Below are 15,722 nucleotides of genomic sequence, written 5' to 3' on the forward strand. Positions count from 1 at the left end.
GTCGACGCAAACTTCGACAGCGCTAAAGATCGGCCCCCTCTCCCTCCGGGAGAGGGCTGGGGTGAGGGTAGCTTTTTAGCGGTTACATATCTTCCTCGATATCCAACAGCAAATTCTCCAGCGCCTCTTTATAAGCCCCAGGCTCCTGCCACATTCCGCGCTGCTGCGCTTCGAGCATGCGTTCGGTCATGTCGCGCAGCGCATGGGGATTATGCTCACGAACAAAATCCCGGGTCGCCGGATCGAGCAAATATGCCTCCGCCAGCAACGCGTACTGATGGTCGTCGATCAACTGCGTCGTCGCATCGAAGGCGAACAGATTATCAACCGTCGCCGCCAGTTCGAACGCGCCTTTGTAGCCGTGACGCTTGATTCCGTCGATCCACTTCGGATTCGCCGCGCGCGAGCGCACCACGCGGTTCAATTCTTCCTTCAAGGTACGAATCTTCGGCAGATCCGGTTGGCTGTGATCGCCGTAATAACTGGCCGCCGCTTCGCCGCGCAGAGTCTCCACCGCCGCGAGCATGCCGCCCTGGAACTGGTAGTAATCGTTGGAATCGAGCAAGTCATGCTCGCGGTTGTCCTGGTTTTGCAGCACGGCTTGCACCTGGCTCAGGCGCTGGCTGAATTGCGCGCGGGCGGCCGTGCCCTCGTCGGCACCGCCGTAAGCATAGGCGCCCCAGTTCAGGTAGACCTCGGCGAGGTCTTCGCGCGACTGCCACAGACGTCCGTCGATAGCGCCTTGCACACCGGCGCCATACGCCCCCGGTTTCGCGCCGAAGATGCGCCACCCGGCTTGACGCCGCGCGGTGTCCTCATCGACGCCCGATTGCAATAACGCCTCGCGTTCGGCACGTACCTTGGCGGCGAGTGGGTTCAAGTCATCCGGCTCGTCCAGCGCGGCCACCGCTTGCACGGCGGCGTCGAACAGGCGGATGAGATTGGCAAACGCATCACGGAAAAACCCCGAAACCCGCAGCGTCACGTCAACTCGCGGACGATCGAGCAGGCTCAGCGGCAGAATCTCGAAATCATCCACGCGCTGACTGCCCGTGGCCCAGACCGGACGCACGCCCATCAAAGCCATGGCCTGAGCGATGTCGTCGCCGCCGGTGCGCATGGTCGCGGTGCCCCAGACCGACAGGCCGAGCTGGCGCAAGTGATCGCCGTGGTCCTGCAGATGCCGTTCGAGAATCAGCGTTGCCGACTGGAATCCGATGCGCCACGCGGTGGTGGTCGGCAGATTGCGCACGTCCACCGAATAGAAGTTGCGCCCGGTCGGCAGCACGTCGAGGCGGCCACGGCTGGGCGCACCGCTGGGGCCGGCCGGGACGAAACGACCGCTGAGGGCGTCGAGCAGACCGCGCATTTCGGCGGGGCCGCAAGCGTCGAGGCGCGGGGCGACGACTTCGCGCAGATGGTCGAGTATCGAATCAACCTCAGCCCAACCCGCCCCTTGTGGGAGCGAGCCTGCTCGCGAACTCGGTGTGTCATTCAACAATGATTTACCTGACGCACCGCTTTCGCGAGCAGGCTCGCTCCCACAGGGGACATTCAGTGCTTGGAAGATCAGGCCTGCGGCGAAGAGTTCGAGGCGTTCGCGGGTGTCGCCGGCGGTGCGCCAGACTTCTTCGCTGATGGCCTGCAACTCGATCGGACACGGGCCATTCCAAGGATCGGCCAATGCACAATCCAAGGGGTCGAAGCCCAACTCAAACGCCTTGGCCAACGCTCGCAACAAGCTCGACTGCGCGCCTTTACCGTCACCGCGCGGGATGCGCAGCAACGCCAGCAAGGTGTCGATACGCAAGCGCCCGCTCGGCGATTCACCAAAAATGTGCAACCCATCGCGAATCTGCGATTCCTTCAGATCGCACAGATAAGTGTCGAGACGCGGCAACCAGATCGCCGCATCGGCATCGCTGTCCAGCGCTGCATCCAGTTGCAGCTCGCGGTCGATCTGCGTGTCCCGCACCAATTGCAGAATGTCGCGCTGCAACTCGCGGGCACGGCGCGGATCGAGCAGTTGCGCCTCGTAATATTCGTCGGCCAGCAACTCCAGATTGCGCAGCGGCCCATAGGTTTCGGCGCGGGTCAGCGGTGGCATCAAGTGGTCGATGATCACCGCTTGCGTGCGCCGTTTGGCCTGGGCACCCTCGCCCGGATCGTTGACGATAAACGGATAGATATTCGGCAACGGCCCGAGCAGCGCGTCGGGCCAGCAGTTTTCCGACAGCCCAACACCTTTGCCCGGCAGCCATTCGAGATTGCCGTGCTTGCCGACGTGGATCACGCCGTGGGCGCCGTAGGTGTTGCGCAACCAGAAATAGAAGGCCAGATAGCCGTGCGGCGGGACCAGATCCGGGTCGTGATACACCGAGCTGGGATCGACCTGATAACCGCGGGCCGGCTGGATGCCGACAAAGGTCAGACCGAAACGCAGACCGGCGATCATCAGCCGGCCGTCGCGACACATCGGATCGTTGTGTGGCGATCCCCAGCGCTCGAGTACCGCCGCGCGATTCGCCTCCGGCAACGCGTTGAACATTGCCAGGTAATCGTCCATCGCCAGGCTTTGCTGGCACGGGCGCAGGTCAAGACTGTCGAGGTCGTTGCTGACACCGCCGAGCAATTGCTGGATCAGCTCGGTGCCGCTATCGGGCAACTCGGCCGTGACCGGATAACCCTCTTCGCGCAAAGCGCGGAGGATGTTCAGCGCCGCCGCTGGCGTATCGAGGCCGACACCGTTGCCGATGCGGCCGTCGCGGGTCGGGTAGTTGGCGAGGATCAGCGCGATGCGTTTTTCGCCATTGGGCACCCGCCCCAGAGCAATCCAGCGCCGCGCCAGTTCGGCGACGAAATCCATGCGTTCAGGTTGGGCGCGATAACAGACCACATCGGACTGGCTGCGCTCGCTGCGCCAGGCCAGATCCTTGAAGCTGATCGGGCGGCTGATGATGCGTCCGTCAAGTTCGGGCAAAGCAATGTGCATCGCCAGATCGCGCGGCCCGAGGCCCTGCTCGCTGTCGCGCCAGCCAGGCTCGTTGTCCTGGGCGCAGATCGCTTGAATCACCGGGATGTTGCGGCGAAACGGGCGCAGATGCGGCGCCTCGGGACTCGATTGGGCAAAACCGGTGGTGTTGAGAATCACCCCCGCCTCGACTTCATCCAGCCAGTCCTCGACCACCGACAAGCAACCGGGTTCTTTCAGACTGGCCACCGCGATCGGCAGCGGATTGAGTCCGGCTGCCTGCAAACGCTGACAGAACACATCGATGAACGCCGTGTTCGCCGCCTGCAAATGCGAGCGATAAAACAACAGCGCCGCCACCGGTTGACCGGGCAGCCATTCGGCTTGCCAGTCGCTCAGGGCAGCGCTGTTTTTCTGTGGGTGATAAATCGCCGTGCGCGGCAGGGTTTGCGGCTCGCTCCACGGGTAATCGCGGGCGAACCATTGGTTGCCCAGGCAACGGAAGAAATCCAGCGCGTTACCCATGCCGCCCTGACGCAGGAATTGCCAGAGTCGATCGCGCACGTCGGCGCTGACCGTGCTCAAGTCGCTGAGCTCGGGGTCCGGGCGGTCATCGCCGGGCACCAGAATCAGTTGCACGCCGCGTTCGGACAACTCGACCAGCCGCGCGACACCGTAGCGCCAATAGGCGATGCCGCCGTGCAGTGAGATCAGAATGACCTTGGCGTGGCGCAGCACTTCGTCGACATACAGATCGACAGAGGCGTGATTCTGGACCTGCATCGGGTTGGCCAGACGCAGGCTCGGATAATCATCGGGCAGTTGCTGCGCAGCCTCGGCGAGCAGCGCCAGGCTGGAATCGCCGCTGCACAGGATCACCAGCTCGGCGGGGGTTTGTCCGAGGTCGGCAATGTTGTCGTCCGAGACGAATCCGCCGGGCTGGGTCCTGAGCAGGTGCATGGCTTAAACGCTGAGCGCAGCGCGCAATTGCGCTTCGAGTTGTGCCGCATCAAGCTCCTGACCGATCAGCACCAGACGCGTCACCCGCGCTTCGTCGGCACCCCACTGGCGGTCGAAATGCTTGTCGAAACGCGTGCCCACGCCCTGGATCAACAGGCGCATCGGCTTGTTCGGAATCGCCGCGAAGCCTTTGACCCGCAGGATGCCGTGCTGCACCACCAGTTGCGTCAGCGCGTCGAGCAGCAGGCTTTCGTCGGCTTGCGGCAATTCGATGGAGATCGAATCGAAGGCGTCGTGATCGTGGTCGTCGTCATCACCGTCATGGTGGTGATCGTGGTGGCTGTGGCGGCTGTCGATATGCTCTTCAGAGCCGGCACCGAGACCGATCAGCACGTCGAGCGGCAGGCGGCCATTGCTGGCTTCGACGATTTTTACCGCTGGCGGCAGCTCTTCGGCGACTTCAGCGCGTACGCGAGCCAGATCTTCCGGGCTGGTCTGGTCGGCTTTGTTGAGGATGACCAGGTCAGCGCTGGCCAGTTGATCGGCGAACAGTTCATGCAGTGGCGATTCGTGATCAAGGTTCGGATCGAGTTTGCGCTGGGCATCGACCTGATCCGGGAACGCAGCGAATGTGCCTGCGGCGACCGCCGGGCTATCGACCACGGTGATGACTGCATCGACGGTGCAGGCACTGCGAATTTCCGGCCACTGGAAGGCTTGCACCAACGGCTTGGGCAGGGCCAGGCCCGAGGTTTCAATAAGAATGTGGTCGAGATCGCCGCGACGGGCGACCAGTTCGCGCATCACCGGGAAGAATTCTTCCTGCACCGTGCAGCACAGGCAGCCGTTGGTCAGCTCATAAACGCGGCCGCTGGCCTCTTCTTCGGTGCAGCCGATGGTGCATTGCTTGAGGATTTCACCGTCGATGCCCAGCTCGCCAAACTCGTTGACGATCACCGCGATGCGCCGGCCCTGAGCGTTGTCGAGCATGTGCCGCAGCAGCGTGGTTTTGCCCGAACCGAGGAAACCGGTGACGATGGTGACGGGGAGTTTGGCCAGTGTTTTCATCGGTATGCCCTTTGGCAAGCGGCGGGCATACGGGACGAGAACCGGCAGCGCGCGTGCACGCCGGAAGCATTCGCCACCGGATCACCCCGCCCGGTTGTAGTGAGAATCTGTGACGAGGCAGGTCTCCTGGCTGACGGCGTTCAGGCGTTGGGCCTGGCGTCCATTGCGCCTTCCCGCTGGCTCATCGGTTGAGCTGGCAGTGGCGTGGCAACGAACATCACCGTTCACAGTTGCGGGGGCAGCCGCGGCTTTGACCGCGTTCCCTTCTTAGCTTCGGCGAGTGCCGAAGAACCTCGAAAGCGCAAGGCTACGCATGGGTCCGTCGTGGGTCAATGGTCGGTGAGTCTGAAACTGGGGGTATATCCGTTGCTGCGGTAACGGCTTCTTATGGTTTCGCTCTTACAGCGAGTCCCTTTTTCAAACGCCAAAAAGGAACCAAAAGGCTTTGCCCCGGCGTACGGCCCGCTCGCTGGGGCTCGGGGTACCTTCGTTACGGGACCGATCCGGGCGCAGCGGCTACGGTTTGCTTCGCTGCACCTCCTTCCGCTGTGTACGACTGCGTCGTACGGTCGCTGCGCTCCCACCCCCGGATCGATCCCGTAACGAAGCCTGCCGAAGGGGCAAAAGATCAAGAGCCGAAGCAAAAGCAGAAGCCAGATCAAAAGATCGCAGCCTTCGGCAGCTCCTACAGTTGGATCGCGCACCAGCTCAAGAACAGGTGGCTGTCAGGCCGCCTTCGCGAGCAGGCTCGCCTACAAAGCAAACGCAAAGCAGCGCAGCTGCCCGCGGCGAAGCCGCCCCACTCAACAATGAGCGTTAGCTCGAGTGCTCTTGATCTTGATCCACCGGCGACGTCGGAAGGCTGAGTGGAGGGATTGATCCGGGCGTGGGAGCGCAGCGACCGTACGACGCAGTCGTACACAGCGAGTGTAGGTGCAGCGAAGCAAACCGGAGCCGCTGCGCCCGGATCAGTCCCGGAGCGAAGGAACCCGAGCCTGCGAGGGCCGAACGTAGGAGCAAGCCTTTTTGGGTACTTTTTCGGCGTTTGGAAAAAGTGCCTCGCCGTAAGGGCGAAACCGTAATCAGCAACACCCGCAGCAACGGATATACACACAAAAACATCAGAAAAATACCCCCACTGCAGCACCGAAAACTCCCGGAAATTGACTAAAAACCCAAACCCATGTTCTCCTGCACACCTTGTTACGGGTGCCCTTCACAGGGTGAAACGGGAAACCGGTGAATCATGTGCTTTACTCAAAGCCATGTCAGTCCGGTGCTGCCCCCGCAACGGTAAGCGAGCGAAGCGTCAGATCCACTGTGCCCCGGCATGGGAAGGTGATGCTTGCAGGTCGGCGACCAGCCAACCCCTCGCGAGCCCGGAGACCGGCCCGCAACACCCAGCACGCGCAAGCGCCGCTGAACACAAACAAACCCGCGGTGGGCGGGCGCTGTTCGAAATCCCTGCGTGCCCGGCCCGCAGGGATTTTCATGCGCTCTGTTTACCCGCTGACATTTCAGAGGGAAGCGCTATGTCGATCATCAGTAACACTGTCAGCCACACTGACCCCATTTCCAGCAGCACCACACTCGGCCAACGCGTCGCCGCCGCCCTCTTTGCCTCGATCCTCGGCGCCAGCCTGGTCTGGTTCGCCGGTTTCTCGCACATCGAAGCGGTGCACAACGCCGCCCACGATACCCGCCACAGCGCCGCGTTCCCGTGCCACTGAGGCCTGCCGAAATGATCAAGCGTATCGCGCAAACCGCAGGCTTCACCGGCTTGCTGGCCGCCCTGCTGCTGACCTTGCTACAGAGTTTCTGGGTATCACCGTTGATTCTGCAGGCCGAAACCTTCGAGAAATCCGAACCGGTCGCGCAAGTCCACGAACACGCCGCCGGCACCGCCGCCCACAGCCATGATGGCGAAGCCTGGGAGCCGGAAGACGGCTGGCAGCGTGTGGTCTCGACCACTGGCGGTAATCTGGTGGTGGCAGTGGGTTTCGCCTTGATGCTCGCCGGCCTGTACACCTTGCGCGCGCCGACCAAGACCTCGCAAGGGCTGCTCTGGGGTCTGGCCGGTTACGCCACGTTCGTTCTCGCGCCGACCTTGGGCCTGCCACCTGAGTTGCCGGGCACAGCCGCCGCCGATCTGGCTTCGCGGCAGATCTGGTGGATCGGCACTGCCGCTTCGACCGCTGTCGGCCTGGCACTGATCGCTTTCAGCCGTCACTGGCTGATGAAGCTTCTTGGTGTAGCGATTCTCGCCGTGCCGCATGTGATCGGCGCGCCGCAACCGCAGGTGCATTCGATGCTCGCTCCAGAGGCACTGGAAACCCAGTTCAAAATCGCTTCGCAGCTGACCAACGTCGCGTTCTGGCTGGCCTTGGGCCTGATCAGTGCATGGTTGTTCCGCCGCAAAAGCGCAGGCCCATATCAGGCATGACCGATGACCGCGCAGCGCCGACCCTCGTGGTCGGCCTCGGCTGCCAGCGGGGCTGCCCGGCCAGTACGTTGCGTGCGTTACTCGATCAAGCGTTGCAGGCGCACCGCATCGAGCTGCGAGCGGTCAAGGCTTTGGCGAGTATCGACCTCAAGCGCGACGAACCGGGGTTGCTGGAACTGGCCACACAATTGAACCTGCCGCTGCAGTATTTCAACAGTGCCGAACTGGCGCCCTATCAGCAGCGCCTCAGCCATCAATCGCAGATCGCCTTTGAGCGCACCGGCTGCTACGGCGTGGCGGAAAGCGCCGCGCTGGCGCTCGCCGAGCAACTGATTCAGGCGCCGGCGAAACTGCTGATCCACCGGCAGAAATATGCGCAGGCCACGCTGGCATTGGCCGGCGCTGCATAAAATCCCGATAATCCCCGCCATCGATCATGAGCACGCTTCATCTGCAGTGTGCCTGCGCCTCTTCACAAGGATTCAACGATGACCGTCTACTTCATCGGCGCCGGCCCCGGCGACCCGGAACTCATCACCGTCAAAGGCCAACGGCTGATTCGCAGCTGCCCGGTGATCATTTATGCCGGCTCGCTGGTACCCGCAGCGGTGCTGGAAGGTCATCAGGCCGAAATCGTGGCCAACAGCGCCGAACTGCATCTGGAACAAATCATCGATTTGATCAGGAGCGCCCATGCCAAAGGCCAGGATGTGGCCCGTGTGCATTCGGGGGATCCAGGTCTGTACGGCGCGATTGGTGAGCAGATCCGCCACTTGCGTGAGCTGAGCATTCCTTTCGAGATCATCCCTGGCGTGACCGCCACAGCGGCATGCGCAGCACTGCTGGGCGCAGAGCTCACTCTGCCGGACATTTCGCAAAGCGTGATCCTGACCCGTTACGCCGACAAGACCGCGATGCCCGCCGGCGAAGAACTGGCGAGCCTGGCGCAGCACGGCGCGACCATGGCCATTCATCTGGGGGTCAATCATCTGGAAAAGATACTGGTTGAACTGCTGCCGCATTACGGCGCGGACTGCCCGATTGCCGTTATTCACCGCGCGACATGGCCGGATCAGGACTGGGTGGTAGGTACATTGGCGGACATTGCCGCAAAGGTCGAGGCCAAAGGCTTTCGGCGTACGGCGCTGATCTTGGTTGGCAGGGTGCTGGGCAGCGAGGTGTTCAGCGAGTCTTCGTTGTATCGGGCCGGGCATGCGCATCTTTATCGCCCTTGAAGACGCTTTCGCGAGCAGGCTCGCTCCCACAGGTGATTGCATTTCAATGTGGGAGCGAGCCTGCTCGCGAATGGGGGCGGCAAAAGTTACCCATAAAAAAACGGCGCTCACGGGGCGCCGTTTTTCATGTTCGCAGCGAACACCTTAGTAGTAGGCGTTTTCTTTCTGCGTGTGGTCGGTCACGTCGCGAACGCCCTTGAGCTCCGGAATGCGCTCGAGCAGGGTGCGCTCGATGCCTTCCTTCAAGGTTACGTCAGCCTGGCCGCAGCCCTGGCAACCGCCACCGAACTGCAACACGGCGATGCCGTCCTCGACCACATCGATCAGGCTGACCTGACCGCCGTGGCTGGCCAGCCCCGGGTTGATCTCGGTTTGCAGGTAGTAGTTGATGCGCTCGTTGACCGGGCTGTCGGCGTTGACCATCGGCACCTTGGCGTTTGGCGCCTTGATGGTCAACTGGCCGCCCATGCGGTCGGTGGCGTAATCAACGACCGCGTCATCGAGAAACGCTTCGCTGAAGGAATCGATGTAGGCGGTAAAGCTTTTCAGCCCCAGCGCAGTATCTTCGGGTTTCTCTTCGCCTGGCTTGCAGTAGGCAATGCAGGTTTCAGCGTACTGGGTACCAGGCTGGGTGATGAAAACGCGGATGCCGATGCCCGGGGTGTTCTGCTTGGAGAGCAGATCAGCCAGGTAATCATGGGCGGCGTCGGTAATGGTAATAGCGGTCATAAAAACTCCTCGCAGGCGTGGGCGCAGTTTACGCCAATCGGCGCGGCTGACAAAGTCCTAGTATTTTTGTCGGGAAAGAATCCCGGGCACACGCCTGCGAATACTCAAAGATTCTCGTACCGGTTCATATCCAGCACGCCCTCTTCCACCGGGTCGGTTTCATGGATGTACTGGCTCAGATCGTGGAAATACAGCCAGAACTGCGGATGACTGCGCCGAATGCCCCAGCGCTCGACGATCTTTTCGAACCGATTGACATCCCTGGCGTTTTCCATGGCATCGACAAACGCCGGCACCTGCTCGGCCGGGACGTTGAACATGAAATTCGGGTAACTGCTGAGCACACCCGGATAGATCGTCAGGGTGTCGAGCCCTGGCTGATAGCGCCGCGACTCACCGAGCAAAAACGCCACGTTGCTGTGGGCGCGGTTGCGCAGCAGGCTGTAGACCTCGCGCTTGCCGCTGGCGGTTTCAACGCGCAGCAAGGTCGCTTCGGGCAACTGGTCAATGACTTTCAGCCCTGCGGCCGGGCGCGACGCCAGACGGCTCAGGGCCTGCTCGGCATTCTGCAACGCCGGATCGATATTCGGTCGCGAGCAATAAGCGTCGTCGCAGCGATTGATCGGGTCTGGCCGCGCGTTCAGATCACCGTAGCGCGCCAGCAACTGCATGGCGAAATCGTGTTTCGGGTCTTCTTCGTCGAGTTTCAGCGCGGTCGGTTTGTCGTCATCGATGGCCTCGTAATCGAGCCACATCTTGAATTGACCGCCATCCTGGTACCAATCGTTGAGGTAGTCCTCGCGCGAGTCGGCGGGCATCAGGCGCAGGAAGTTCTGCTCCGCGCCGTTACGGATCAGGTCGAAATACAGACGGGTCTGCGCCTGATGGGAGACGTTGCCGAACACGTCGAAATTGACCGCGAGCTGGTAATAGGTGCGTTCCAGCAGCGGATAGTCGAACAGCCACATGGTTTGCGGCACCTCACCGATAAGCCCCTTGGTCACCGAAGCACTGTCGAAGTGGCGGAAAATGCTCAGCAAGGCGTTGTCGTTGCCGGCCCACAGCGTCGACCAGCTCGGCGCCGGCAGATCGGCGTAGCTGTCACGGCGCAGTGCCTCGTATTCGTTGCGCTTGTCGCGATAGTTGCGCCACAGACTCAGCACGCTGCCGACATCGTCGTTCTGCCCCGGCATCGCCAGCAGCGGCGTGGCCTGGCCGCGGTAGTTCGGGTCGGTGATATAGAGATCATGTTCCGGCGCCTGGAACAGCGCCCAGAAGTTGTCGCGGATCACGTCGGTCGCGATCTGCCCACGGCACACCGGGCCGCGAATGAAGGTGCGGACGAAGTATTCAGCGTTATCGAGCATGAATTGATAGCGCGCCTGCGCCGGAATCGCCTCGAAGGTGGCAAACGGATTGGCGCGGCTTTGCGGCCCGTAACCCGGTAACGCGTTGACCTGCCAGTTGCCGCTGTAGAACAGGCTCTTGATCCGGGCCATTTTCGCCGCGCTCAGCGGATAAGTGATGTGCGTCTTGTGCACGATCACCCCTTGCACCGGCCACAAGCGGTAATACACCTGCGTGCCCGGGTCGTCGTTGGGGCGGCGAGTGGCGATCAGATCAATCGGCTGGCCGCTCGGCGTGCGCGAACGCACCCACTGGAAATAATGCCCCGGCTCACCGTCCTTGAAATAGATGTGCGCCAGATACCAGTGCTCGAACAGCCAGCGCCCGACCAGGCTTTGCCGAGCACCGGGAGCATTGAGCAGGTTCTCCCACTGCAGGATCTGCATGGCCTCTTTGGCAGTCGGCGCCAGGCTCTGCTCATCAATCGGCGCGCCAGACGCCAGCCAGCGCTGCAAGGTCTGGTATTGCTGGTCGGTCAGACCGGTGACGGCCAGCGGCATACCCTCTTTCGGGTGCGCGCCGGCATATCCGTCGAACTCCGCAGGCATTGCGCATAGATTGTTGCGATTGAGCCCAAGAACAATCTCTTCTGGCAGCTTGGCGTTCGGCGTCAGCGGCGTCTTGTGGCCGAGTTCAAGCATCCGCGCCATCAGCGCGGCCTGACTGCCCTGGGCGTCGAGTACCGAATAGAAGTCTTTCTGCTGCCAGGCGCGCTTGCCGAAGGCGTCGTAAAACAATCGCGTGGTCGGTGCCGCCTGGGTACGTTCGCCGTCATATACCGGCATCTTGCTCGCGCCACGGGCGGCGCCTTCGCCACTGCCGAGATTGAGCTGACAGGCCGAGTCATAGCACGCATGGCAGGCTACGCACTTCTCGGTGAAGATCGGTTGGATGTCTCGGCTGTAGGAGATGGAAGAAGAAATGGCGGGATCTTGCGCCGCAACGCTCCCGCTCAGGACCAGCAACCATAAACTGATGAAGCGGTGCGGCATGCTGCTGATCTCGATGATAAAAAAAGGCTGCGATTCTACCGTTATGACGCTCGTACCAACATGAGCGATATTCATGCAAAAGCTGCACATGCTCCAAAAGCGCACAGGTTTGCTATGATCGCGCTCCTTCGTAATGGTCTTTCCGAGTAGTCCACATGTCCGATCGCAGCGTCCGCCTTCAAGCTCTCAAGCAAGCCCTCAAAGAGCGCATCCTGATTCTCGACGGCGGGATGGGCACGATGATCCAGAGCTACAAGCTCGAAGAACAGGATTATCGCGGCAAGCGCTTCGCGGACTGGCCGAGTGACGTCAAGGGCAACAACGACCTGCTGGTGATCACCCGTCCGGACGTGATCGGCGGTATCGAAAAAGCCTATCTGGACGCCGGCGCCGACATTCTCGAAACCAACACCTTCAACGCCACGCGCATTTCCATGGCCGATTACGGTATGGAAGAGCTGGCGTACGAGTTAAACGTAGAAGGCGCACGTCTGGCGCGCAAGATTGCCGACGCCAAGACCGCCGAAAACCCGGCCAAGCCGCGCTTCGTGGCCGGCGTGCTCGGCCCGACCAGCCGCACCTGCTCACTGTCGCCCGACGTCAACAACCCCGGCTACCGCAACGTCACCTTCGATGAGCTGGTGGAAAACTACACCGAAGCCACCAAAGGCCTGATCGAGGGCGGCGCCGATCTGATCCTGATCGAAACCATTTTCGACACCCTCAACGCCAAAGCGGCGATCTTCGCCGTTCAAGGTGTGTTCGAAGAGCTGCACCTCGAATTGCCGATCATGATTTCCGGGACCATCACCGACGCCTCCGGCCGAACCCTGTCGGGGCAGACTACCGAAGCGTTCTGGAACTCGGTAGCGCACGCCAAGCCGATTTCCGTAGGCCTGAACTGTGCCCTCGGCGCCAGCGAACTGCGCCCGTACCTGGAAGAGCTGTCGAACAAGGCCAGCACCCACGTTTCGGCGCACCCGAACGCCGGCCTGCCCAATGAATTCGGCGAGTACGATGAACTGCCCTCGCAAACCGCGAAAGTCATCGAAGAGTTCGCCCAGAGCGGTTTCCTCAACATCGTCGGCGGTTGCTGCGGCACCACGCCGGGGCACATCGAAGCGATTGCCAAAGCTGTGGCCGGTTATGCGCCGCGGCAGATTCCGGACATCCCCAAGGCCTGCCGCCTTTCGGGTCTGGAGCCGTTCACCATTGATCGCAGCTCGCTGTTCGTCAACGTCGGCGAGCGCACCAACATCACCGGCTCGGCAAAATTCGCCCGCCTGATCCGTGAAGACAACTACACCGAAGCCCTCGAAGTCGCGCTGCAGCAGGTCGAGGCCGGCGCGCAGATCATCGACATCAACATGGACGAGGGCATGCTCGATTCGAAGAAGGCCATGGTGACCTTCCTCAATCTGATCGCCGGCGAACCGGATATCTCGCGCGTGCCGATCATGATCGACTCGTCGAAATGGGAAGTCATCGAAGCCGGCCTCAAGTGCATCCAGGGCAAGGGCATCGTCAACTCGATCAGCATGAAAGAAGGCGTCGAGCAGTTCATCCACCACGCCAAGCTGTGCAAGCGCTACGGCGCTGCGGTGGTGGTGATGGCCTTCGACGAAGCCGGCCAGGCCGACACCGAAGCGCGCAAGAAAGAGATCTGCAAACGCTCCTACGACATTCTGGTCAACGAAGTCGGCTTCCCGCCGGAAGACATCATCTTCGACCCGAACATCTTCGCCGTCGCTACAGGCATCGAAGAGCACAACAACTACGCCGTCGACTTCATCAATGCCTGCGCCTACATCCGCGACGAGCTGCCGTATGCGTTGAGCTCCGGCGGCGTGTCCAACGTGTCGTTCTCGTTCCGTGGCAACAACCCGGTGCGTGAGGCGATTCACTCGGTGTTCCTGCTCTACGCGATCCGCGCCGGGCTGACCATGGGCATCGTCAACGCCGGTCAACTGGAGATCTACGATCAGATCCCGGTGGAGCTGCGCGACGCGGTCGAAGACGTGATCCTCAATCGCACCCCGGACGGCACCGACGCCCTCCTCGCCATCGCTGACAAGTACAAGGGCGACGGCAGCGTCAAGGAAGCCGAGACCGAAGAATGGCGCAACTGGGACGTCAACAAACGTCTGGAGCACGCGCTGGTCAAGGGCATCACCACGCACATCGTTGAAGACACCGAAGAATCCCGCCAGTCGTTTGCGCGGCCGATCGAAGTGATCGAAGGCCCGCTGATGTCCGGCATGAACATCGTCGGCGACCTGTTCGGCGCCGGCAAAATGTTCCTCCCGCAAGTGGTGAAATCCGCCCGCGTGATGAAGCAGGCCGTGGCGCACTTGATCCCGTTCATCGAACTGGAGAAAGGCGACAAGCCGGAAGCCAAGGGCAAGATCCTCATGGCCACGGTCAAGGGCGACGTGCACGACATCGGCAAGAACATCGTTGGCGTGGTGCTTGGTTGCAACGGCTATGACATCGTCGACCTCGGCGTGATGGTCCCGGCCGAGAAGATCCTGCAGGTCGCCAAAGAAGAAAAGTGCGACATCATCGGCCTTTCCGGCCTGATCACCCCGTCGCTGGACGAGATGGTTCACGTTGCCCGCGAAATGCAGCGTCAGGATTTCCATCTGCCGCTGATGATCGGTGGCGCGACCACCTCCAAGGCGCACACTGCGGTGAAGATCGAGCCGAAGTACAGCAACGATGCCGTGGTCTACGTGACCGACGCCTCGCGCGCCGTCGGCGTGGCGACACAGTTGTTGTCCAAGGAGCTCAAGGCCGGTTTCGTCGAGAAGACCCGCCTGGAATACATCGACGTGCGCGAGCGCACTTCCAATCGCAGCGCCCGCACCGAACGCCTGAGCTATGCCGCCGCCATCGCCAAGAAGCCGCAATTCGACTGGGCCAATTATCAGCCAGTGGTACCGACCTTCACCGGCAGCAAGGTGCTCGACAATATCGATTTGAACGTGCTGGCCGAGTACATCGACTGGACGCCTTTCTTCATTTCCTGGGACCTGGCCGGCAAGTTCCCGCGCATCCTTGAAGATGAAGTGGTCGGTGAGGCCGCCACTGCGCTGTACAAGGACGCCCGGGAAATGCTCGCCAAGCTGATCGACGAAAAGCTGATCAGCGCCCGTGCGGTGTTCGGTTTCTGGCCGGCCAATCAGGTCAACGAAGACGACATCGAGCTGTACGACGATAACGGCAAGCCATTGGCCAAGCTGCATCACTTGCGCCAGCAGATCATCAAGACCGACGGCAAACCGAACTTCTGCCTCGCCGACTTCGTTGCGCCCAAAGACAGCGAAGTCACCGACTACGTCGGCGGTTTCATTACCACCGCCGGCATCGGCGCCGAAGAAGTGGCCAAGGCTTATCAGGACGCTGGCGACGACTACAACTCGATCATGGTCAAGGCCCTCGCCGACCGCTTGGCCGAGGCCTGCGCCGAATGGCTGCACCAGCAAGTGCGTAAAGAACATTGGGGTTACGCCAAGGATGAAACCCTCGACAACGATGCACTGATCAAAGAGCAATACCGTGGCATCCGCCCCGCTCCGGGCTACCCGGCCTGCCCGGATCACACCGAGAAAGCGGCGCTGTTCACCCTGCTCGATCCAGAGGCTGCGGAAATGCGCGCCGGGCGCAGTGGCGTGTTCCTCACCGAACACTACGCAATGTTCCCCGCCGCAGCGGTCAGCGGCTGGTACTTCGCCCATCCGCAAGCGCAATACTTTGCGGTGGGCAAGATCGACAAGGATCAGGTGCAAAGCTACACCGCACGCAAGGGACAGGATCTGAGCGTGACCGAGCGTTGGCTGGCGCCGAATCTGGGTTACGACAGCTGAGGCTTGTTGCAAGCCCGATCCGGTAGTTTGCGACTCCCGGATCGGGTCAGC

At 61.5% G+C, this 15,722-nt stretch carries 9 protein-coding genes and 2 riboswitches; of the genes, 5 read left to right on the plus strand and 4 right to left on the minus strand.

Annotation, left to right across the window (positions count from 1 at the left end; genetic code table 11):
* Window positions 1-82: 82 nt before the first annotated feature.
* Window positions 83-3,931: a cobaltochelatase subunit CobN gene (gene cobN / locus ACV8MC_RS21165; protein ID WP_457263351.1), complete on the minus strand. Its 3,849-nt coding sequence runs from the start codon at window positions 3,929-3,931 to the stop codon at window positions 83-85.
* Between the two features lie 3 nt (window positions 3,932-3,934).
* Window positions 3,935-4,999: a cobalamin biosynthesis protein CobW gene (cobW, locus tag ACV8MC_RS21170; RefSeq protein WP_457263352.1), complete on the minus strand. Its 1,065-nt coding sequence runs from the start codon at window positions 4,997-4,999 to the stop codon at window positions 3,935-3,937.
* A 99-nt stretch (window positions 5,000-5,098) separates the two neighbouring features.
* Window positions 5,099-5,310: riboswitch (cobalamin riboswitch) on the minus strand.
* A gap of 879 nt (window positions 5,311-6,189) precedes the next feature.
* Window positions 6,190-6,408, plus strand: a riboswitch (cobalamin riboswitch).
* A 123-nt stretch (window positions 6,409-6,531) separates the two neighbouring features.
* Between cobW and ACV8MC_RS21175 the strand changes: the two genes are divergently transcribed.
* From ACV8MC_RS21175 to cobM, 4 genes are all read left to right on the plus strand, one after another.
* On the plus strand, window positions 6,532-6,729 hold the full coding sequence (locus ACV8MC_RS21175; RefSeq protein ID WP_041478703.1) for a CbtB domain-containing protein: 198 nt from the start codon (window positions 6,532-6,534) through the stop codon (window positions 6,727-6,729).
* A gap of 11 nt (window positions 6,730-6,740) precedes the next feature.
* On the plus strand, window positions 6,741-7,442 hold the full coding sequence (locus ACV8MC_RS21180) for a CbtA family protein (RefSeq protein WP_056785224.1): 702 nt from the start codon (window positions 6,741-6,743) through the stop codon (window positions 7,440-7,442).
* Window positions 7,439-7,852 carry a cobalamin biosynthesis protein gene (locus ACV8MC_RS21185; RefSeq protein ID WP_122507089.1) on the plus strand — a complete coding sequence of 138 codons (414 nt, stop codon included), beginning with the start codon at window positions 7,439-7,441 and terminating at the stop codon, window positions 7,850-7,852. Before ACV8MC_RS21180 ends, ACV8MC_RS21185 begins: the two co-directional genes overlap by 4 nt.
* A 78-nt stretch (window positions 7,853-7,930) precedes the next feature.
* Entirely contained in the window at window positions 7,931-8,677 is a 747-nt protein-coding gene (gene cobM / locus ACV8MC_RS21190; RefSeq protein WP_056785217.1) for a precorrin-4 C(11)-methyltransferase, read from the plus strand.
* A 144-nt stretch (window positions 8,678-8,821) separates the two neighbouring features.
* Here the strand turns inward: cobM and nfuA are convergent, their stop codons facing one another.
* Entirely contained in the window at window positions 8,822-9,406 is a 585-nt protein-coding gene (gene nfuA / locus ACV8MC_RS21195; protein WP_003225494.1) for a Fe-S biogenesis protein NfuA, read from the minus strand.
* Window positions 9,407-9,510: 104 nt separating this feature from the next.
* Window positions 9,511-11,805: a fatty acid cis/trans isomerase gene (locus ACV8MC_RS21200; RefSeq protein WP_457263356.1), complete on the minus strand. Its 2,295-nt coding sequence runs from the start codon at window positions 11,803-11,805 to the stop codon at window positions 9,511-9,513.
* Window positions 11,806-11,960: 155 nt separating this feature from the next.
* On the opposite strand from ACV8MC_RS21200, the gene metH reads away from it, so the two are divergent.
* Window positions 11,961-15,671 carry a methionine synthase gene (metH, locus tag ACV8MC_RS21205; protein WP_236168996.1) on the plus strand — a complete coding sequence of 1,237 codons (3,711 nt, stop codon included), beginning with the start codon at window positions 11,961-11,963 and terminating at the stop codon, window positions 15,669-15,671.
* Window positions 15,672-15,722: the final 51 nt, after the last annotated feature.

This window comes from Pseudomonas sp. PK-RTE-24, from assembly GCF_054052265.1.